The organism is Saccharopolyspora hirsuta (genome assembly GCF_008630535.1).
GTDB classification, from domain to species: domain Bacteria; phylum Actinomycetota; class Actinomycetes; order Mycobacteriales; family Pseudonocardiaceae; genus Saccharopolyspora; species Saccharopolyspora hirsuta.
In genome coordinates, this window is record NZ_VWPH01000006.1 from 187,991 (window position 1) to 207,706 (window position 19,716).

At 70.1% G+C, this 19,716-nt stretch carries 16 protein-coding genes; 10 read left to right on the forward strand and 6 right to left on the reverse strand.

The window, feature by feature from the left end; genetic code table 11:
* Window position 1 precedes the first annotated feature (1 nt).
* The 4 genes from rpsD to truA all read left to right on the forward strand — a co-directional run bounded on the left by rpsD (window position 2) and on the right by truA (window position 3,306).
* Window positions 2–607 carry a 30S ribosomal protein S4 gene (rpsD, locus tag F1721_RS14225; protein WP_150067135.1) on the forward strand — a complete coding sequence of 202 codons (606 nt, stop codon included), beginning with the start codon at window positions 2–4 and terminating at the stop codon, window positions 605–607.
* A 145-nt stretch (window positions 608–752) separates the two neighbouring features.
* A complete protein-coding gene (locus tag F1721_RS14230) occupies window positions 753–1,832 on the forward strand; it encodes a DNA-directed RNA polymerase subunit alpha (RefSeq protein WP_150067136.1) in 1,080 nt (359 codons plus the stop codon).
* Between the two features lie 47 nt (window positions 1,833–1,879).
* Window positions 1,880–2,410, forward strand: a complete 531-nt coding sequence (gene rplQ, locus F1721_RS14235; protein ID WP_150067137.1) for a 50S ribosomal protein L17 — start codon at window positions 1,880–1,882, stop codon at window positions 2,408–2,410.
* A gap of 17 nt (window positions 2,411–2,427) precedes the next feature.
* On the forward strand, window positions 2,428–3,306 hold the full coding sequence (gene truA, locus F1721_RS14240) for a tRNA pseudouridine(38-40) synthase TruA (protein WP_150067138.1): 879 nt from the start codon (window positions 2,428–2,430) through the stop codon (window positions 3,304–3,306).
* Between the two features lie 235 nt (window positions 3,307–3,541).
* Here the strand turns inward: truA and F1721_RS14245 are convergent, their stop codons facing one another.
* Window positions 3,542–4,540 (reverse strand): helix-turn-helix transcriptional regulator, encoded by a 999-nt coding sequence (locus F1721_RS14245; protein ID WP_246154861.1) that lies wholly within the window; start codon window positions 4,538–4,540, stop codon window positions 3,542–3,544.
* A 140-nt stretch (window positions 4,541–4,680) separates the two neighbouring features.
* On the opposite strand from F1721_RS14245, the gene F1721_RS14250 reads away from it, so the two are divergent.
* The gene (locus tag F1721_RS14250) at window positions 4,681–5,250 is read left to right on the forward strand and encodes a DinB family protein (RefSeq protein WP_150067140.1); all 570 of its coding nucleotides are present in this window, start codon (window positions 4,681–4,683) and stop codon (window positions 5,248–5,250) included.
* Window positions 5,247–5,708: a VOC family protein gene (locus tag F1721_RS14255; RefSeq protein ID WP_150067141.1), complete on the forward strand. Its 462-nt coding sequence runs from the start codon at window positions 5,247–5,249 to the stop codon at window positions 5,706–5,708. The genes F1721_RS14250 and F1721_RS14255 overlap by 4 nt, the downstream gene beginning before the upstream one ends.
* Before the next feature lie 236 nt (window positions 5,709–5,944).
* Here the strand turns inward: F1721_RS14255 and F1721_RS14260 are convergent, their stop codons facing one another.
* Window positions 5,945–6,676, reverse strand: a complete 732-nt coding sequence (locus tag F1721_RS14260) for a hypothetical protein (protein WP_150067142.1) — start codon at window positions 6,674–6,676, stop codon at window positions 5,945–5,947.
* Complete coding sequence (gene eccE / locus F1721_RS14265; protein ID WP_246154863.1) at window positions 6,673–7,995, reverse strand: type VII secretion protein EccE; 1,323 nt, start codon at window positions 7,993–7,995, stop codon at window positions 6,673–6,675. The genes F1721_RS14260 and eccE overlap by 4 nt, the downstream gene beginning before the upstream one ends.
* Window positions 7,996–8,170: 175 nt before the next feature.
* Here eccE and eccB point away from each other — a divergent pair, with 175 nt between their 5' ends.
* The 3 genes from eccB to F1721_RS14280 all read left to right on the forward strand — a co-directional run bounded on the left by eccB (window position 8,171) and on the right by F1721_RS14280 (window position 11,743).
* The gene (eccB, locus tag F1721_RS14270) at window positions 8,171–9,757 is read left to right on the forward strand and encodes a type VII secretion protein EccB (RefSeq protein WP_150067143.1); all 1,587 of its coding nucleotides are present in this window, start codon (window positions 8,171–8,173) and stop codon (window positions 9,755–9,757) included.
* 334 nt (window positions 9,758–10,091) lie between these two features.
* Window positions 10,092–10,403 (forward strand): hypothetical protein, encoded by a 312-nt coding sequence (locus F1721_RS14275; RefSeq protein WP_150067144.1) that lies wholly within the window; start codon window positions 10,092–10,094, stop codon window positions 10,401–10,403.
* A 2-nt stretch (window positions 10,404–10,405) separates the two neighbouring features.
* On the forward strand, window positions 10,406–11,743 hold the full coding sequence (locus F1721_RS14280) for a WXG100 family type VII secretion target (protein ID WP_150067145.1): 1,338 nt from the start codon (window positions 10,406–10,408) through the stop codon (window positions 11,741–11,743).
* A gap of 117 nt (window positions 11,744–11,860) precedes the next feature.
* Here the strand turns inward: F1721_RS14280 and mycP are convergent, their stop codons facing one another.
* On the reverse strand, window positions 11,861–13,258 hold the full coding sequence (gene mycP / locus F1721_RS14285) for a type VII secretion-associated serine protease mycosin (RefSeq protein ID WP_150067146.1): 1,398 nt from the start codon (window positions 13,256–13,258) through the stop codon (window positions 11,861–11,863).
* 11 nt (window positions 13,259–13,269) lie between these two features.
* Window positions 13,270–14,706: a type VII secretion integral membrane protein EccD gene (gene eccD / locus F1721_RS14290; RefSeq protein WP_150067147.1), complete on the reverse strand. Its 1,437-nt coding sequence runs from the start codon at window positions 14,704–14,706 to the stop codon at window positions 13,270–13,272.
* 292 nt (window positions 14,707–14,998) lie between these two features.
* On the opposite strand from eccD, the gene eccCa reads away from it, so the two are divergent.
* Window positions 14,999–19,108 carry a type VII secretion protein EccCa gene (gene eccCa / locus F1721_RS14295; protein WP_150067148.1) on the forward strand — a complete coding sequence of 1,370 codons (4,110 nt, stop codon included), beginning with the start codon at window positions 14,999–15,001 and terminating at the stop codon, window positions 19,106–19,108.
* A gap of 255 nt (window positions 19,109–19,363) precedes the next feature.
* Here eccCa and F1721_RS14300 read toward each other — a convergent pair whose 3' ends face one another.
* A complete protein-coding gene (locus F1721_RS14300; RefSeq protein WP_150067149.1) occupies window positions 19,364–19,690 on the reverse strand; it encodes an ArsR/SmtB family transcription factor in 327 nt (108 codons plus the stop codon).
* Window positions 19,691–19,716: the final 26 nt, after the last annotated feature.

Sequence of the window (19,716 nt, forward strand, 5' to 3'; positions counted from 1 at the left end):
GATGGCTCGTTACACCGGTCCCGCGACCCGCAAGTCCCGCCGTCTGAAGGTTGACCTCGTCGGCGGTGACCAGGCGTTCGAGCGCCGCCCGTACCCGCCGGGGCAGCACGGTCGCGCGCGCATCAAGGAAACCGAGTACCTGCTGCAGCTCCAGGAGAAGCAGAAGGCCCGGTTCACCTACGGCGTGCTCGAGCGGCAGTTCCGCAACTACTACGAGGAGGCCAACCGGCGCCCGGGCAAGACGGGTGACAACCTCCTGCAGCTGCTGGAGTCCCGGCTGGACAACGTCGTGTACCGCGCCGGCCTGGCCCGGACCCGCCGCATGGCGCGTCAGCTGGTCAGCCACGGCCACTTCACGGTCAACGGCAAGCGCGTGAACGTCCCCAGCTTCCAGGTCTCGAAGTGGGACATCATCGACGTCAAGCCGAAGTCCCTGGGCACCACGCCGTTCATCATCGCCAAGGAGACCCTGGGCGAGCGTCCGGTCCCGGCCTGGCTCCAGGTCGTGCCCTCGAACCTGCGGATCCTGGTGCACCAGCGCCCGGAGCGCGCGCAGATCGACACCCCGGTCACCGAGCAGCTCATCGTCGAGCTCTACTCGAAGTGACGCGTCCCGCCGACGGCCGCCGCTGCGGTCGTCGGCGGCTCGCAGCCAGCGGTGGCGGTGCAGGAATCCGCCACCGGCCCGCGCAACGCGGGCACGCCATTCCATCGGCGTCAAATAGCGGGCGCCGTGAGGAAAGGAAAGTCAAGTGCTCATCTCCCAGCGACCCACACTGTCCGAAGAGGTGGTGTCGGAGACCCGCTCCCGGTTCGTCATCGAGCCGCTGGAGCCGGGCTTCGGTTACACCCTGGGCAACTCGTTGCGCCGCACGCTGCTCTCCTCCATCCCGGGGGCGGCGGTCACCAGCCTGCGCATCGACGGTGTGCTGCACGAGTTCACCACGATTCCGGGTGTGAAGGAGGACGTCACCGACGTCATCCTGAACATCAAGGAGCTGGTCGTCAGCTCCGAGGAAGACGAGCCGGTGACGATGTACCTGCGCAAGCAGGGGCCGGGTGAGGTCACCGCCGCGGACATCGTGCCGCCGGCGGGTGTCACGGTGCACAACCCCGATCTGCACATCGCCACGCTGAACGCGAAGGGCAAGCTGGAGATCGAGCTCGTCGTCGAGCGTGGTCGTGGCTACGTCCCCGCGATGCAGAACAAGCAGACCGGCGCCGAGATCGGCCGCATCCCGGTGGACTCGATCTACTCGCCGGTGCTGAAGGTGACCTACAAGGTCGAGGCGACCCGTGTCGAGCAGCGCACGGACTTCGACAAGCTGGTCCTCGACGTGGAGAGCAAGCCGTCCATCACCCCGCGGGACGCGGTGGCGTCGGCCGGTCGCACCCTCGTCGAGCTGTTCGGGCTCGCCCGCGAGCTCAACGTCGATGCCGAGGGCATCGAGATCGGCCCGTCGCCCGCCGAGGCGGACACGATCGCGGCCTACGCGATGCCGATCGAGGACCTCGACCTGACGGTGCGCTCCTACAACTGCCTCAAGCGGGAGGGCATCCACACCGTCGGCGAGCTGGTCTCGCGCAGCGAGGCCGACCTGCTGGACATCCGCAACTTCGGTGCGAAGTCCATCGACGAGGTCAAGATGAAGCTGGCCGGCCTTGGGCTCGCGCTCAAGGACAGCCCGCCCGGGTTCGACCCGTCCGCGGCGGCTGCCGAGTACCCGTCCGAGGGCTGGTCCTCCGAGGAGGCCACCGTCGGTTCGGTCGGCCCCGTCGAGGACAACGGCTACGACGACGGTCAGGACTACGCGGAGACAGAGCAGCTGTAGCTGTGTTGCGCGTCCGGGGTTCCGGCGCGCCCTGAGAGGAGCAACCGATGCCCACCCCGACCAAGGGTCCGCGTCTCGGCGGGTCGCCGGCGCACGAGCGGCTCATCATGGCCAACCTGGCCACCGCGCTGTTCGAGCACGGTCGGATCACCACCACCGAGGCGAAGGCGAAGCGGCTGCGGCCGATCGCCGAGCGGCTGATCACCAAGGCCAAGAAGGGTGACCTGCACAACCGTCGCGAGGTCCTGAAGACCATCCGCGACAAGGACGTCGTGCACAAGCTCTTCGCCGAGATCGGCCCGCACTTCGCGGACCGCCCCGGCGGTTACACCCGCATCATCAAGACGATGCCGCGCAAGGGTGACAACGCGAAGATGGCCGTCATCGCGCTGGTGACCGAGCAGCTGGTCACCACCGAGGCGGAGGCCGCTCGCGGCACGAAGTTCGCCAAGGACGAGCCGAAGGCGGAGGAGGCCCCCAAGGCCGAGGCCGCTGAGGCTGCCGAGGCTCCGGCGGAGACCGCCGAGGCCGAGGCCAAGGCCGAGGACACCGCTGCCGAGAAGAAGGACGAGTCCTGATTCCGGCACGCAGTGCTGTGGACGAGCCCGCCGCTCCCGCTGGGGAGGGCGGGCTCGTTCGCGTGCGCCTCGACGTGTCCTACGACGGCACGGACTTCTGCGGCTGGGCCAAGCAACCGGGTCAGCGCACCGTGCAGGGGCTGCTGGAGGACGCGCTGGCGAAGCAGCCGCCGGGGCGGTCCGTGCCGCGCTCGGTGGTGGTGGCCGGTCGCACGGACTCCGGGGTGCACGCCTCGGGGCAGGTCGTGCACCTCGACGCGGTGCCGCACGAGCCCGGAGCCGGGCGGATTCCCGTTGACGCGCAAGGAGTTCCGGACCTGGCGCGGATGGTGCACCGGTGGAACCGGATCCTGCCCGCGGACGTGCGGGTGCTGGGCGCGCGAGTGGTCCCGCAGGCCTTCGACGCCCGCTTCTCGGCGCTGCGGCGCCACTACCGCTACCAGGTGTCGGACGCGCCCTGGGGCGTCGACCCGCTGCGCCGCCGCGACACCCTCGCCTGGAACCGCCCGCTGGACGTGACCGCGCTCAACGCCGCGTCGCAGGACCTGTTGGGCCTCAACGACTTCGCGGCGTACTGCAAGCCGCGCGAAGGCGCGACCACGGTGCGCGAGCTCCAGCGCTTCGAGTGGGAGCGCGTCGACGACCACCTGATCGTCGCGCACGTGAGCGCGGACGCCTTCTGCCACTCGATGGTCCGGAGCCTGGTGGGCACCCTCCTGATGGTCGGCGACGGCCGCCGCACCACCCCCTGGCCCGCGGAGGTCCTGACCTCGGAAACCCGCACCACGGCGGTGGCCCCGGCCCACGGCCTCACCCTGACCGCGGTGGACTACCCGCCGGACGAAGAGCTGGAGGCCCGGGCCGTCCAGACCCGAGCAGTCCGCACCCGTCCCTGACCGGTTCCCGTCCCGCCGGTGCTCCGGGGTGGACGCGATTTCAATGGAAATCGCACGTCTGATTTCCATTGAAATCGCGGAGGTTCTGCTCAGCCTGGACGACCTGTCCACATCCCCCGGCGTGTCCGGCACCCGACACGCGGTGGGACCGCAGTTTCAATTGAAACCGCGGACTCCACGCAGCGCGGATCACAGTTTCAATTGAAACTGCGGATCCGGGTGGGGAGGTTCGTGCTCAGCGCGTGGCCATCGCGGCCAGGTGGTGGGCGAGGCGTTGGGCTGCTTCTCGGAGCTCCGGGGGGTCGAGGACCTCCGTTTCGAAGCCGAGGCGGGCTATGTGCATCGCCAGCCAGTCGAGGTCGTCTCCTCCGGCGGTGAGGGTGCACCAGCCTTCTTCGGCTTCTTCGACCTTCGCGACCTGGGGTGGGACCAGTTCTCGGACTCGGGTCGCGGTGGCTCGGAGGCGTACTCGGGCCAGGTGGCGGTACGGGGCTTCGGAGGTGGCGCGCTGGACGTAGGCCACCGGGTCCGGGTGTTCTCGGGGGCGGAAGCGCCAGGTCGTCGCCGTCGCGTCGTGCATCCGGTCCAGGCGGAAGGTGCGCCAGTCGTCGCGGTCGACGTCGAAGGCCATCAGGTACCAGCGGTGACGGGTGGCGACCATGCGGACCGGTTCGACCGTGCGCTCGCGCTCTTCGCCGTTGCGCGCCGCGTAGCGGAAGCGCACGCGGACGGCGTCGCGGCAGGCCCGGGCGAGGGTGACCAGCAGGTCCGCGTCGATCTCGGTGCCCGGGCCGACGAGGGTGTCGGTGGCGCCGTGCACCGCTCGGACCTCGGCGCGCAGCCGCGGCGGCATCACCTGGTCGAGCTTCGCCAGCGCGCGCAGCGCTGCCTCGCCGGTCCCGGCGACCGTGCCGCCGGAGGCCAGGCGCAGCGACACCGCGGTCGCGATCGCCTCCTCGTCGTCGAGGAGCAGCGGCGGTAGCCGGGTGCCCGCGCCGAGCTGGTAGCCGCCGCCGACGCCCGCCGTCGCGTGCACGGGGTACCCGAGCGCCCGCAAGCGCTCCACGTCGCGCCGCACCGAGCGGTCGGTCACACCCAGCTCGGCGGCCAGCTCGGTGGCGGTCCAGGACGGCCGCCGCTGGAGCAGCGCCAGCAGCCGTAGAACCCGCTCGGTCGTCGCAGTCCCGCCTCTCCGCGATTTTTCAGTGGTGGTTGCGTCCGGGAGTGATCTCACGTTTCGCGGTTTCTTGTGGCTGGGTTGCATCGCGGTCCCCTGAGATGCGGTTGATCAGGAGTCGGCGCTGGGGGCCGATGCGCAGATCCTCGCACGAATCACGGAAGGCACCTGTCCGCAATATCGGTGACGATGTGCGCATGACCGACTGGAACTTCTTGCTCCGCGACCAGCTCACCTGGCACTGGAACGCGCAGCTGCGCCCGCGCCTCGACGGGCTCACCGACGACGAGTACTTCTGGGAGCCCGTGCCCGACTGCTGGAACGTGCGCCCGCGCGGTACCGGGACCGCGCCGATGCAGGGCGGCTCGGGCGCGATGACCATCGACTTCGCGTTCCCGGAGCCCGTGCCGCCGCCGTTCACCACGATCGCCTGGCGGCTCGGGCACGTGATCGTCGGCGTCCTCGCGATGCGCAACGCCTCGCACTTCGGCCGCACCCCCACCGACTACTGGTCCTTCGAGTACGCGGCGACCGCCGCCGAGGCGCTGGAGCAGCTCGACGCGGAGTGCGCCGCGTGGCTCGCCGGGGTGGAATCCCTCGGCGAGGCCGGGCTCGCCGAACCGTGCGGTGAGGCGGAGGGTCCGTTCGCCGAGCGGTCGATGGCGGAGCTGGTGCTGCACATCCACCGCGAGCTCATCCACCACCTGTCCGAGGTGTGCCTGCTGCGCGACCTCCACCTGCACGCGAACGGAGCTGTTGTTCGATGAGCCGCGAGATCCAGCTCACCTTCGACGCGCGCGATCCGCGGGCGCTGTCGGCGTTCTGGCGCGATGCGCTGGACTACGTGATCCCCGGGCCGCCCGGCGTCGAGCTGGCCGAGGGCGACGATCCGCTTGCCGCGTGGGACGAATTCCTCGCGCGGGTCGGTGTTCCGGCGGAGGAGCGCAACGCGAGGTCGGCGGTCGAGGACCCGGACGGGCGCGGCCCGCGGGTGTTCTTCCAGCGGGTGCCGGAGGGCAAGACCGCCAAGAACCGCGTCCACCTCGACATCCGCGCGGCACCCGGGTTGCAGGGCGCGGAGCGGATGGCGGCGCTGGAAGCGGAGTGCGACCGGCTCGTCTCGCTGGGCGCGACCCGGGTGCGCCGTCACGAGCCCGCTCCGCCGTTCAGCGGCGGGCACATCGTGATGGCCGATCCCGAGGGCAACGAGTTCTGCCTCGACTGACCACTTCGGACGGACCACGGTTTCAATTGAAACTGTGGTCCGACGGCGTGTCGGGCGCACGACATGCCGAGACCTGTGGACAGGTCGTCCGCGCTGCGGCGGACTTCCGCGATTTCAATGGAAATCGGACGTCCGATTTCCATTGAAATCGCGTGACCCCGGGGCGGGAGCGGGAGCCCGGGAAGACGAAGGAGCCCCGACCAGCAGGCCGGGGCTTCTTCGCGGAACGTCCAGGATCAGTCGCCGCGGCGGATCGGGCCGAGGATCTCCTGCTCCTTCTTGCTGGTCACCAGGCGGATCATCGTCCAGGTCATGTTGCCGAGGGCGATGACCTGGTCGTCCTTGAGCTGGGTCAGCTGCTGGACCTGGGGGTTCTTCAGGCTCCAGATGCGCTGGGACAGCTGGGCCTGGTTCAGCGGGAGGCGCTGCAGGAGCACCAGGTCCGCCGTGTTCGCCGCGGTGCCGCTGCTCACCTGCGGGTGCAGGTAGGGCAGGACGTACATCGTGGTCTGCCACGGGGCGCGGGGCGGGAACAGCTCCTGCGGCACCGCACCGCCGTCGTGGATCACCAGCAGCGGGGTGTCCTCAGTGGACCTCGGCAGGTCGAACGGGGCCAGTCGGCGGATCTGCACCAGCGGCACCGGCTTGCCGTCCGGGGTCTGCCCGGCGGCCCGCTCCAGGACCTTCCACGCGCCCGGGCGCCCGGTGGCGATGATCACCCACGCGCCGGTGGCCATCGCGCGCAGCGCCAGCTGCCGGGCGAGGTACAGGCCGCCGACGGTGACCATGCGGGTCGGGTGCGGGCGGAGGATGGACGCCGCCTCCGCCTCGTTCTGCGGGTTGGAGCCGATGATCACCCCGCCGCGGTCGCCGGACGGGGCGATGGCGTCCAGGGTTTCCGGGGTGACCAGGAACTCCGGTGCCGCCGCCTTGTTCCCGGGGACGTCGATCGTTCTGCTTCGGCTCATGCCGCACCTCCGAGCGGCAGCGTCGCTGCGTAACCGGCCAGTTGCGAGCCGCGCAGCGGGGTCAGGGTCAGCCCGAGTCGGTTGCTGATCGCCTTCAGCCGCTCGTCGGCGGTGTCCAGCTCGGCGGGGGTCCGGGCGCTGACCCGCACCAGCCCGCGCAGCCCGACCTCGCCCTCCTCGCCGACCGGCGAGATGGACAGCGCGATGCTGGTGGACAGCGCGCGGATGCCGGTGAGCGCGTTCAGGCTGTCGTTCATCTGGTTCGGCCAACCAGTGATGGCGTAGCTGGAGTGGCCGACGCCACCGGCGGTCACGCCGTCCCAGCGCTCCTTCAGGCCCACCGGGCGCTGCGAACCGAGCACGTTGTGCAGCTCCGCCGAGGAGATCCCGGCCTGCAGCAGCTCGTCCGGGTCCAGCGGGCGGCTCGGGATGCCCTGCCGCTCCAGCGCGTTGCGCACTCGCGACATCGCACCGATCAGCGCGCGCTGCGCACCGAGGATGCCGCCACCGCGCTCGCCGATCGCCTTGGCGCAGCGCTGCGGGTCCAGCCGCACCGCGATCCAGGTGGTGCGCCGCGCCGCCGCGGGCAGCCGACCGAGGACCTCCAGGTAGGAGTTCAGCGCCGGGGAGTTCGACGGCAGCGCCGCGCTGCCCGGGTAGCAGTGCCAGATGACCTGGATCGCGTCGAGCACCACACCGCGGTCCTCCAGGCAGGGCGCCAGCACGCCCAGCGGCAGGTTCGGCGCGCTGTCAACGGGGTTCAGCAGCGACGGCGGCGGCTCGACCATCAGCACGCCGGTCCACTTGCCGTTGTGCCAGGACATGCCGACCGGGTTGCGGTCGTGGTCCTGGGTCCGGGCGATCACCAGGTCCTCGACGACCAGCCGCAGCAGCGCCACCCGGTGGTTCTCGTCCGGCCCGATGATGCCGTCACCGTCCTTGTCCTCGGCCGGTTCCATGGCGTCGACGTTGGCCGGGTGGGAAACCCGGGTGTGGTTGCGGCCGCGGTACTCCAGCACCAGGCCGAACCACTGGGTGAACCAGCGGCCGCGGCGCCGCAGCAGCGCGATGATGAGGCACAGCAGCGCGATGCCACCGCCGACCGGGAGCAGGACCTGCACCAGGTTCAGCTTCGCGCCGACGATCGTCAGGACGAGCCCGATGGCGAGGCCCACCTCGATGAGCACGATGTTGGCCGCAGGGATGCCGCCGAGCGTTACGCCGTTGATGCGCCGCCGCCGCGCGCGGATGCGAGCGCGGGGCGGGTTGGCGGGCCCGGGAGCTTTCGGCTGGGCCGGATGTTGCGTGGTCACGGACATCCGTTCGGTCTCTCCCCCTCGCAGGTAGGTGCGGCACTCGGCGCGCTGGGACGCGAATCTTCGATCAGCCGCGTGAAGAGAATACTGACGGACTCGGTCGAACCGCACCCATTCGGTATCTCTCTGCGACTATCCTGCGAAACCGTACCTCGGACGGGAGAGCTGTAGGCGAAGAATGGCATCAACACCCACAACGAAGTCACAGGTTCAGGCGTACCGGTTCGTGCTCCGCCGCATGGAGTCGGCGCTGGTGCGCAAAGACGCGGTGATGCTCCACGATCCGATGGGTTCGCACAAGCGGGCCACGGTGGCCGGGGCCGTGCTCGCGGCGATCGCGTGCATCGGGTTCCTGGTGTGGGGCCTGTTCGGCGGCAAGGGTTCGGTGCCGCAGCCGGGTTCCATCGTCATCGGCAAGGAGACCGGCGCCGTCTTCGTCGTCACCTCGGACGAGCAGGCGGAGAAGCGGCTCATCCCGATGCTCAACGTGGCCTCGGCGAAGCTGCTGGTGATGGCGCAGGGCGGCGCGCAGGGCGGCGGCGCGATCCCGACCACGGTGGTGAAGGAATCGGCGCTGGGCGACTTCCCGCGCGGTTCGCTCACCGGCCTGGTCAACGCCCCGACCTACCTGCCGGACGCGAAGAACATCGCCGAGCCGTCGTGGGCGATCTGCGACGTCGGCCAGGTCAAGGACACCCTCAACGACGCCCGCGTGGAGGAGGCGACCAAGGTCCAGACGACGGTGATCGGCGGTGACGGCAACCACGGCACCGAGCTGGCGCCGGACCAGTCGCTGTACGTCAAGGACCCGACCTCCGAGCGCGAGTACCTGATCTACCGGGTGGAGGACCTGCCCGGCCAGCCGCACACCCGCGTGGTCAAGTCGCTGATCAAGAGCACCGAGACCACCGTGCTGGACATGTACGGGCTCCGGGGCGCGACGCCGCGGACCATCAGCACCAACATGCTCAACGCGATCCCGGAGGTCCCGGCGCTGCACGTGCCGCAGATCGACGGTGACGGTCAGCAGCTGCAGGGCTACATGACCAACCGCAAGGTCGGCGACGTGGTCCGCCGGACGGTTCCGGGCCAGCCGGACGAGTTCTACCTGCTGCTGCCCAGCGGCAAGCAGAAGATCAGCGAGGGCGCGGCGGCGGTGCTGCACGCGGCCAAGACCAACAGCCGGGACATCCCGAACGCGACCGGTGCGATCACCGACGCCGAGGAGGCCGATCGGAGCGAGCAGATCAACCTGTCCGGCTTCCCGGTGGCGGTGCCCAAGCCGGTCACCTTCCAGCAGGCCGACACCTCGTGCCTGAGCTGGAAGAACGTCAACGGCGACCAGAACATCACGGCGACCCTGAACAAGGGCACGCCGGCTGCGAAGGCGGCCGTGAAGCTGGCGCAGTACGACGGCACCGGCCCGAAGGTCGACTACTTCTACATGCCGGCGGGCAAGGCGGCCGTGGTGCGCGGCGCCTCCAACGAGGCGGGTGCGGGCAGCGGTCCGATCTTCATGGTGTCCGACCAGGGCGTGCAGTACGGCATCAAGGACGTCGCCACCGCGCAGGGTCTCGGTGTGATCGGCGGTGGCGGTGACATCAAGGCGGGGCCGTCCTGGCTGACGCGGGTGCTGCCGAAGGGCGACTTCCTCGACCCGGCCAACGCCAGCATGACCTACGACGCGGTTCCGGTCGGCCCGGGCGTGAACCGCCCGCCGCAGAACCCGCAGCAGCAGGCCGGAGTGGCCCAGGCGGGCAGCTGATCCGCTTCCGGCGCAGCCGGAGGGGGAACCGAACAGGCCCGCTCGAACGTCCGAGAGAACAAGCGATCCGCCCGCAGCAACGGTGATGCTGCGGGCGGATTGCTATCAAGAGCGGTTTCCAGTGGCTGGTTTGCGTGGCGGTGCCGGTGGCGGAACCTCAGCGCCCGCCTGGCTGCGGGTGCCCTGACCGATACACGGCGTCAGGGCCGTCCTCGCCAGGCGAACGCTGAGAACCCGCGGCGGTGCGAGTCGACTGCCCGCTCACCAGAAAGAACATGCGGCTCACGCCGCATCGTCAGAGATCTGAAGCAGTGAGCTACGCGGGAGGTGCCGGATGTCGGGGATCCGGGTCGATGTCGAATGGTTGGCCACGTACGCGCGCGAAGTGCGCACGGCGGGTGAGGAGATCGCCGCCGCGCCGCAGAAGCTGGCCGCCGCGGAGCTGGCCCCGGAGGCGTTCGGCGAGCTCGGGCGCAACGCCGGGGCCGCCGAGTCCTACCAGCGGCTGGTCGAGCTGCTGGTGGACCAGAGCCGCCGCGCCAGCGAGGCGCTGACCCGCGCCGGGGACGAGCTGCGGGAGGTCGTGGACTTCCACGCCGGTGGCGATGACGACGGTGCCGTCGAGATCCGGAAGCAGGGGAGCTGAACATGGCGCGCGACAAGAACGCGGTGGCCGAGCACCTCGACTACCTGGCGCGAGTCTCGCGCGAGCTGGACTTCGCCAGCTCGATCCCCGCGGATCTCGCGGACCTGGTCGGCCACCACGAGGACCTGCGCGGAGCGGCCCGGATCTGGCGGGAGACCGCCGACGCGATCGAGCAGGCGACCGGGGACGTGCAGGGCCGCCTCGGCGGCATCGACTCGGCCTGGCAGGGCGCGGACGCCGATGCGTTCCTCGGGCACATCCGCGAGGTGGGTCTGGCGGGCCACGACCTGATCGACGCGATGCGCGCGCTGGCGGAGGTGCTGGAGCACACCGTCGAGGGCGTTCAGACGCAGGTGGACGACCTCGGCGAGCTGATCGCGGAGGCGGCGGACTCGGTGTCCGCGGCGATGCTGACGCCCGAGGACGGGCCCGAGCGCGCCCGCAAGCACCTGGCCGAGCTGGCCAAGCCCGCGCTGGAGCTGACGGAGTCCATTTCGGACACCTATCGGGCGTTCGCCCGGTTCTGCGAGGACCTCGAGGCGGGCCGCTCGACGGGATCGGTCCAGTTCGACGAGCGGATGCCCGCGCAGGCCTGGGACTTCAACGCCCCCACCCCGCCCCCGGCGGAGACCGAGGCGGCATCGGCCGAAGGCACCGGGGCAGGTGGTGCCGGTGCGGCTGGCGGTGGTGAGGCTGGTTCCGGTGCGACTGGCGCTGGGGCTGGAGCGGTAGGCGGTGCTGGCGCGACCGGCGCTGGAACTGCTGCGGCCGAAGCCCCGTTGGCAGAAGGCGGCCGGACCGCGGCCGGGGAGCCCTCGGCGGCGTCGCCGCCCGCCGCCGCTGCTGGTGCTGCGGTCGCTGCGGGCGGTGCAGGTGCCGTCGCGGCGGGCGGGATGTACGGCGGCATGATGCCCATGGGCATGATGGGCGGGATGATGGGCGCCCAGGGCACCGGCCAGGAGCGCAAGAACCAGTCCCGCTTCAAGTCCAAGCCGGAGGAGCTGTTCGGCACGCCCCCGGACACGGCCCCACCGGTCTTCGGAGCAACCCCGCAGGACCAGAAGCAGCAGCCCCAGGAACCGGTGACCCGCAAGGGAAAGCTGGACATCCCGTCGGTCCTCCAAACCGACAAACCCCGCAAGTCCATCGACGACGCCCTCCACCCCAATCCCGCCAACGCGGAAGCCCCCAAGCCGAAGTCAGCAGCGGTAGGCGACGCGCCCCCGCCCAAGCCGAGAACTGGCACGGCATCGGTGGGCGATGCCCCGCCACCCAAGCCGAAGACAGGCACGGCCTCGGTCGGAGACGCGCCCCCTCCCAAGCGGCGCAAGCAGAGCTGATCTGAACCGCATCAGACTCGTGAGCGGCGATGGTCGTAAGAGCGGCCGTCGCCGCTCACGAGATGCAGAACGGCCCGGTGTCCAGTTCGGACACCGGGCCGTTTCGCGTTGGTGCTGCTAGCGGTTGCCGCGGGTTCGGGCCCGGACGTTGCGGACCGCGTTGGTGAGGAACGCCGTGAAGATGATCGCCGCGATTCCCGCTCCCGCACCGCCGAGGGCGATGATCAGGGCCGGGTAGTCCTTCTGCGGGATCACGTCGGCACCCAGGTGGGCCTGCTTCTGCGGCGGGTCCTTCTTGCCCCACTCGGACGGCACCACGTCGCCGAGCGCCGCCGCCACGTCGACCGTGCCGTAGCCGACGATGTCGTTGCGCCCGTTGGCACCGCCGGGGTGCAGCGCCGTCTCCTTGATCCGGTCCATGATCTGCTTCGCGGTGAGGTGCTTGCCCTCCGCCGCGAACTTCTGCTTGATCAGCACCGCCAGTCCGGACACGTACGGGGCGGCGAAGCTGGTGCCCTCGATCGGACCCATCTGGCCGTCCTGGCCGTGCGCGATCTGGCTGGCCAGGCCGGTGCCCCCGTTGCCGGGGTCGAGGGTGATCAGGTTCTGGCCCGGCGCGGCCACGTCCACCCACGGGCCCGGCACGGTGAACTCCGAGGGCGCGCCCTGCTCGTTCACCGAGGCGACGGTGAGCACGTAGTCGTCGAACCAGGCGGGCAGCACCGCGGTCGTCGGGCTGCCGGTCGGGTTCTTCTGGCACGTGCCGCCGACGTTGCCTGCCGCGACGACGATCACGACGCCCGCGTCGTAGGCCTCCTTGACCGCCGTCTGCAGCTGCTGGTTGCCGGTGTTGCGCGGGTCGGCGGCCTGCGCGATCGGCTGGCAGGAGGACTGCGAGATGTTGATGACGTCGACCCGGTCGGCCACCGCCCGGTTGATGGCCTGCGCCATCGTCTCGGTGTTGCCGACCGTCTTGTTCGTCTCGTCCTCGATGAACAGGCTGGAGGACTGCCTGAGGGACAGGATCGACGCCTCCGGCGCGACCCCGACGTAGCCGGTCTGGTTCGTCGGGTCCGGGGCGGCCGCGATGATGCCCGCCACGATGGTGCCGTGCCCGTCGCAGTCGGTGAGCGGCCCGCCCTTGGGGATGCTGCTGTCACCGGCGATCAGTCGGCCCTGCAACCGCGGGTGGTTGTTCACGCCGGTGTCGATGACCGCGACGCTCATGCCCTGACCCTTGAAGCCCTGCTCGTGAGCTCGCTCGTAGCCCAGGGTCAGCTGGCTCCACGGCTTTTCCTCGATCAGGCCGCCGCCGGGGTTGCCCTGCATGCACGCCTGCTTCTGCGGGTAGCCGAACGTGTCCAGCTTGCTACCGGTCCGCTTGGACAGGTCCAGCTCCGGCGGACCGACCGTCTGCGCCATCGCGGGTGCCGTCGGCCCACCCAGCGCGAGCACGCCGACCGCGGCGAGCAGCGCGGATGTGCGCAGCGTGCTGCGGGAGAACCTTGAGCGCATCGAGCCGTCCCTCAGAAGTTGATGTTGAGGTCGCGGATGTACATGTAGAGGTCCATCGCGGCCAGGGCCAGCGGCAGCACCAGGGCGATCAGGACCGCCTCCAGGATGTCCACCATGCGGCGCTGCACCGGGGAGAACCGGCGGTTCGGGAACACCACGCCGAAGATGATCGACAGCACGCCGAGCAGCAGCAGCGGCGGGAACACCCAGGCCACCGCGATCGGCATCGTCCCGACCTGCGCCAGCAGGCCGATGGTCACGCCCAGCGAGGACAGCAGACCGCTGAACAGCAGCGCGATCGCCTGGCTGCCGTTGGCGTAGTTGCGGCCGCGCAGCAGCAGGACCGCGGAGACCACGACGGCGAACGCCGCGCCCCAGATCGGGCTGAACGCCGCGGCGACCACCGCGCCGATCGCGGCGACCACGCCGCAGCCGACGATCAGACCGGTCATGTACTGGTGCGCCAGGCCGGTCTGCCGCTCGATCATCCGGTAGTCCGGGAAACCGGTGTCTTCCTTCAGGTCCTCGGCGCTGCCCGGCACGTGCGGCAGCGGCAGCTTCGCGAGCTGGATGGTGATGCGCGGCAGCAGCGAGATGCCGGCCAGGCCGATGGCGGCGGCACCGGCGGCGATGCCCGCCTCGTTCGCCTGCGGCACCAGCGTCGCGATGATGAAGGCGATGGTGCCGAAGGCGCCCGCGGTGGCCGCGGCGATGAACGTGACGATGCCCGCGCCGATGACCATGATGGACACCGAGGCGAAGATCAGCGTGAGCGCGCTGGCCAGCAGCAACCGCGGTTCCAGCGCGTTGCCGGGCACGATGTTGAAGCCCGCCACGAAGGCGAACGGCAGACCGCCCGCCGCCGCGATCACGGTTCCGGTGGTCGGCGCGGCGTACGCGCGGGTCACGATGGAGCCGACGCCGGTCGCGAAGATCGCCACGACCACGCCGATCACGGCGGCCACGATCTGGTACACGACGGACGTCGTGGTGTCCAGGTGGTGCAGCAGCCCGGCCGGTCCGGCCAGCCCGAGCGCCGCGGCCGCGCCGATCATCGCCAGCGCACCGGCGGTGTGCCCGACCTTCGCCGCGGTTTCCTTGGTCCAGGGCCGGTAGCTTCCGGGCTCGGCCTCGGCGAGCGCGTCGACGACGTCGTCGTACAGCGGCGGCGGCGGGTTGTCCGCGCCGCGCCGCAGCTGCAGCATGTCACCGTCCACGATGCCCTGCGCGGACAGCGACTGGTTCGGTTCGAGCGGCTGGCTGTCGCCAAGCCTGGCCAGGACCCAGCCGCCGTGCCGCGAACCGCCGTCCGGGGTCGTCTCGCGGGCCATTTCCAGCAGCATCGGCAGCAGGTCTGCCACCGACACGTCGGAAGGCAGCGCCAGGTCGATGCGAGTTGTAGGCGCCACCACCGTCACGCGGCTGAACACCGTGGTCCCGGTCGCCACTTGGGCCCCCTACTCCCTGAAGGTTGATTGCCTTGCATTCATTTGTCGTCTGGGGCTCGATCCAACCAAGGCCGGTTTTTTCTTCCGAAACCGACCCGCCCGGTCGGAGAGCGCCCCTAGTATGGCCACACCGACCGTCGAGGGGTGACGGGTTTGGCGGAACTCGTGCCAACGACTTCGTATCTGCTTGGTCACGTCCGACTCCCACCCCGCCGCCGGTGGCGCCGCAGCTGTGCAGAATGCTGGGCGCGACATCGAGAGCACGTTTGACACGGAAAGGTTGTTGCGTCCGGTGAGCACGCTGCAGTTCAAGCGAACGCCACGCCTGGCCGCTCCCAGGCCACCGGGCGGGGAGGTGCACCTCGAACCACCGCCGGAGATCCCGCGGACGATTCCGGGCAACATCGTCCAGAAGGTCCTGCCGGCCGTCATGATCGTCGCTTCGCTGGGAATGATGGTCTTCATGCTCCAGCGGGCGCAGAACAACCCGATGATGATGATGATGCCGATGATGATGCTCATCTCAACGTTCGGGATGATGGCCGGTGGCGGCAAGGAGGGCAGCCAGAAGAAGGCTGAGATGAACGAGGACCGCAAGGACTACCTGCGGTACCTCGGTCAGATGCGGGACCGCGCGCGGGAAGCTGCCGACGAGCAGCGGCTGGCGCGGGAGTGGGTGCACCCGGACCCGCAGACCCTGTGGTCGCTGGCGGCCGGCCCGAGCCGGCGCATGTGGGAGCGACGCCCGAACGACAACGACTTCTGCCAGGTGCGCGTGGGCCGCGGTTCGCAGCGGCTGGAAACCCGCCTGGTGCCGCCGCAGACCGGCCCGGTCGACGAGCTGGAGCCGATCACCACGCTGGCGCTGCGCCGCTTCGTCCGCGCGCACTCGCTGGTGCCGGACCTGCCGATCGCCACCTCGCTGCGCGGCTTCGCCGCGGTCGGCCTGCAGGGCGACAAGGAACTGGTGCGGGCGCTGGCCCGCGCGATGGTGTGCCAGCTGGCCACCTTCCACACCCCCGACGACGTGATCATCGCGGTCGCCAGCAGCGGTCGCGCGCGCACCGAGTGGGAGTGGGTGAAGTGGCTGCCGCACGCCCAGCACCCGACCGAGACCGATGGCATCGGCCAGATGCGGCTGATGGCCGGTTCGCTGGCCGCGATCGAGCAGATGCTCTCCGAGCAGCTGGCCGAGCGCCCGCGCTTCCAGCGCAACGCGGCGCCGCCGGACGGCCAGCCGCACGTCGTGATCATCATCGACGACGCCGAGATCAGCCGCGAGGAGGCGCTCTACGTCGAGGGCGGCCTGGCGGGCGTCACCATGATCGACCTGTCCGACCTGCTCGGCCAGCTCACCGCGCGCCGCGGCATGCGGATGGTCGTCGAGGAGGACCGGATCGGTGCCCGCGGCGGCAGCGGTGTCGAGTGGTTCGGCAAGCCGGACTCGCTGACCATGGAGGAGGCCGCGGCGCTGGCCCGCCAGCTGTCCCCGTACCGGGTCGCCGGTGGCGCGGGCGCGTCGGAGGCGGACAGCGGCGGCTACGAGCCGCTGACCACGCCGCTGAACTACATCGAGCAGCTGGGCCTGGCCGGTGACGTCGTCACCTTCGACCTCAACGAGGCCTGGCGGCCGCGGTCCCGCGACGACCTGTACCGCGTCGCGATTGGCCCCGGCGAGCAGGGCGAGATCGTCCACCTGGACATCAAGGAGACCGCCTCGGGCGGTATGGGCCCGCACGGCCTGTGCATCGGTGCGACCGGTTCCGGTAAGTCCGAGTTCCTGCGCACCATCGTGCTCGGCCTGATCGCCACCCACTCGTCGTCGATGCTCAACTTCGTGCTCGTCGACTTCAAGGGTGGTGCGACCTTCAACGGGTTCGACCCGGCGCCGCACGTGTCGGCGAACATCTCGAACCTCGAGGGCGACGGCTCGCTGATCGACCGCATGCAGGACGCGCTGGCCGGTGAGATGAACCGCCGCCAGGAGGTCCTGAACAAGGCGGGCGCGAAGAACGTCTGGGACTACCGGAAGATGGCCGAGGCGGGCGACGACCGCTGCCAGGAGCCGCTGCCCGCGCTGTTCGTGGTCATCGACGAGTTCTCCGAGCTGCTGTCCCAGCAGCCGGACTTCGCCGAGCTGTTCGTGATGATCGGTCGTCTGGGCCGATCGCTGCAGGTCCACCTGCTGCTGGCCTCCCAGCGGCTGGAAGAGGGCAAGCTGCGCGGTCTGGACTCCCACCTGTCGTACCGGATCGGTCTGAAGACCTTTAACGCGGCCGAGTCCCGCGCGGCGATCGGCGTGCCGGACGCCGCGGACCTCCCGGCCACCGGTGGTCACGGGTACCTGAAGCACCCCAACGGCATGGAGCGGTTCCGCGCCGCGTTCGTGTCCGGGCACGTGCACCAGACCAGCGGTCGCCGCCCGGCGATCAAGGGCGCTGCTTCGCCGGTCACCGGTGACAAGATGCCGCGGTTCTTCATCCCGGACTACATCGAGAAGCCGAAGGAACCGGAGAAGCCGGCGGTCGAAGAGGTCAAGGAGGAGAAGAAGAGCGACCTCGACCCGACCGACTTCCAGATCGTCATCAACAAGGTCCAGGGCCAGGGCCCGCCCGCCCACCAGGTGTGGCTGCCCCCGCTGGACACCCCGCCGACGCTGGACAGCCTGCTGCCGCCGCTGCAGCAGACCGACGACCGCGGCTACACCGCCGCCGGTTACGCGGGCAGCGGTCGCCTGCAGGTCCCGGTGGGCCTGATCGACGTGCCGTACAACCAGCGCCAGGACCCGATGATCCTCGACCTGAGCGGTCAGGGCGGGCACGGCGCGATCGTCGGCGGTGTCGGTGCGGGCAAGTCGAACACGGTCCGCGCGATGATCGCCTCGATGGCGCTGACCCACACCCCGCAGGAGGTGCAGTTCTACTGCATCGACCTCGGTGGTGGTTCCATCGGCGCGCTGCGCGGCCTGCCGCACATGGGTGGCTACGGCACCCGCCGCGACGCGGACACCGTCCGCCGGTCGATCGCCGAGCTCAAGACGATGATGGCCGAGCGGGAGGCCCGCTTCGCGCAGCACGGCGTCGAGGGCATGAACGACTACCGGAACAAGCGCCGTCGCGGTGAGTTCGAGGACGACCCGTTCGGCGACGCGTTCCTGATCATCGACGGCTGGCGGACCTTCCGCGAGGAGTTCGAGGCCCTCGAGCAGGACGTGCTGAACCTGGCGGCCAACGGTCTGGCCTACGGCGTGCACGTGTTCGTGACCGCGGCGCGCTGGGCGGAGATCCGCCCGGCGATGAAGGACCTGATGCAGACCCGCATCGAGCTGCGGCTGGGTGACCCGAGCGAGTCCGAGATCGACCGCAAGTTCGCGGTGAAGGTGCCGCAGGGGCGGCCGGGTCGCGGTATGCACGGCTCCAAGCTGCACTTCCTGACCGCGCTGCCCCGCGTGGACTCGGAGAAGATCGGTGACCGGGTCGAGGCGGAGATCGAGCAGGTCAAGCGGGAGATCGACGAGGGCAAGCCGGTCCGCGCCCCGCGGATGGGCTGGGAGCTCTACAACGACGACGTCTCCGAAGGCGTCGCGGACCTGGTGAACCGGGTCAAGAGCTCCTGGAAGGGCCGTCCGGCGCCGCAGGTCCGCCTGCTGCCGGAGATGCTGCCGTACCAGCAGCTGCCGCGGCCGGAGCAGCAGCCGAACCCGAAGCTGGTGCCGATCGGCATCAACGAGGACGGCCTGCACCCGGTGTACCTGGACTTCAACGCCGAGCCGAACTTCTACGCGTTCGGCGAGCGGGAGTCGGGCAAGACGGCTCTGCTGCGCACGATCATCAAGGGCATCACCGAGCGGTACACGCCGAAGGAAGCGCTCATCCTGCTGGTCGACTACCGGCGCACGATGCTGGGCTTCCTCAACACCGGCCACCTGCTGGAGTACTCGGTGAGCGCGGACCAGCTCAAGAGCAACGTCAAGGACGTGGTGGGGTCGCTGAAGAAGCGGCTGCCGGGTCCGGACGTGACGCAGGAGCAGTTGAAGAACCGCTCCTGGTGGAAGGGTCCGGAGCTGTTCGTCATCGTCGACGACTACGAGCTGGTGGCCCCGCAGGGCAACAACCCGCTGGCGCCGCTGGCGGAGTTCATCCCGACGGCCAGCGACGTGGGTCTGCACATCGTGCTGGCCCGCAACTCCGGTGGCGCGGGTCGCGCCCTGTACGAGCCGCTGATCGGCAAGATGCGCGAGACGTCGGCCCCGGGTCTGGCGATGAGCGCGAACAAGGACGACGGCCAGCTGGTGGCCAACATCAAGTCCCGCCAGCTCCCGGCGGGCCGCGGCACCCTGGTGAGCCGCAGCCTGCGGGGTGGTCCGCAGATGATCCAGACGGCGTTCATCCCGCCGGAGTGATCGTCACGGTCTGATCAGGAGAAGCCCTCCTCGGCCTCGGCCGGGGAGGGCTTCTTCCGTTCTCCGGCAGGGTCTTCCGCTGCTGTGCCGGGACCGGATGTCCCCGATTTCAATGGAAATCAGGTCTTCGACTTCAATGGAAGTTGCGCACCATCGGTGCGTCGGGCGCCCGACACGCGGACGGTGCGTCCGGGTTTCGTGCGATTTCAATGGAAATCGGACGTCCGATTTCCATTGAAATCGCGGCACGACGGGTCAGGACGGGCGGTGCTCGTACCCGGCGAGGACGGATTCGAGCAGGCCGGGGAAACGAGCGGCCAGGTCCTCGCGGCGGATCTCCACCCAGCGGTTCCGGCCGTTGACGAAGGTCGTGGTCAGCCCGGCCTCGCGCAGCACCCGCCAGTGGTGGGAGAGCGTCGGCGCGCTGACGTCGACGTCGTACGCGTCCAGCGAGCACACCGCCGGTTCGGTCTCCTGGCTGAGCGCGTGGATCAGTTCGAGCCGCACCGGATCGGCCAGGGCGTGCAGGACCTTCACGATGTCGAGGTCGTCGCGTCCGGGCTGCGGGAGGGTGCGCGTCACGAGCGGCGAGTCTACTTCCTTCGATA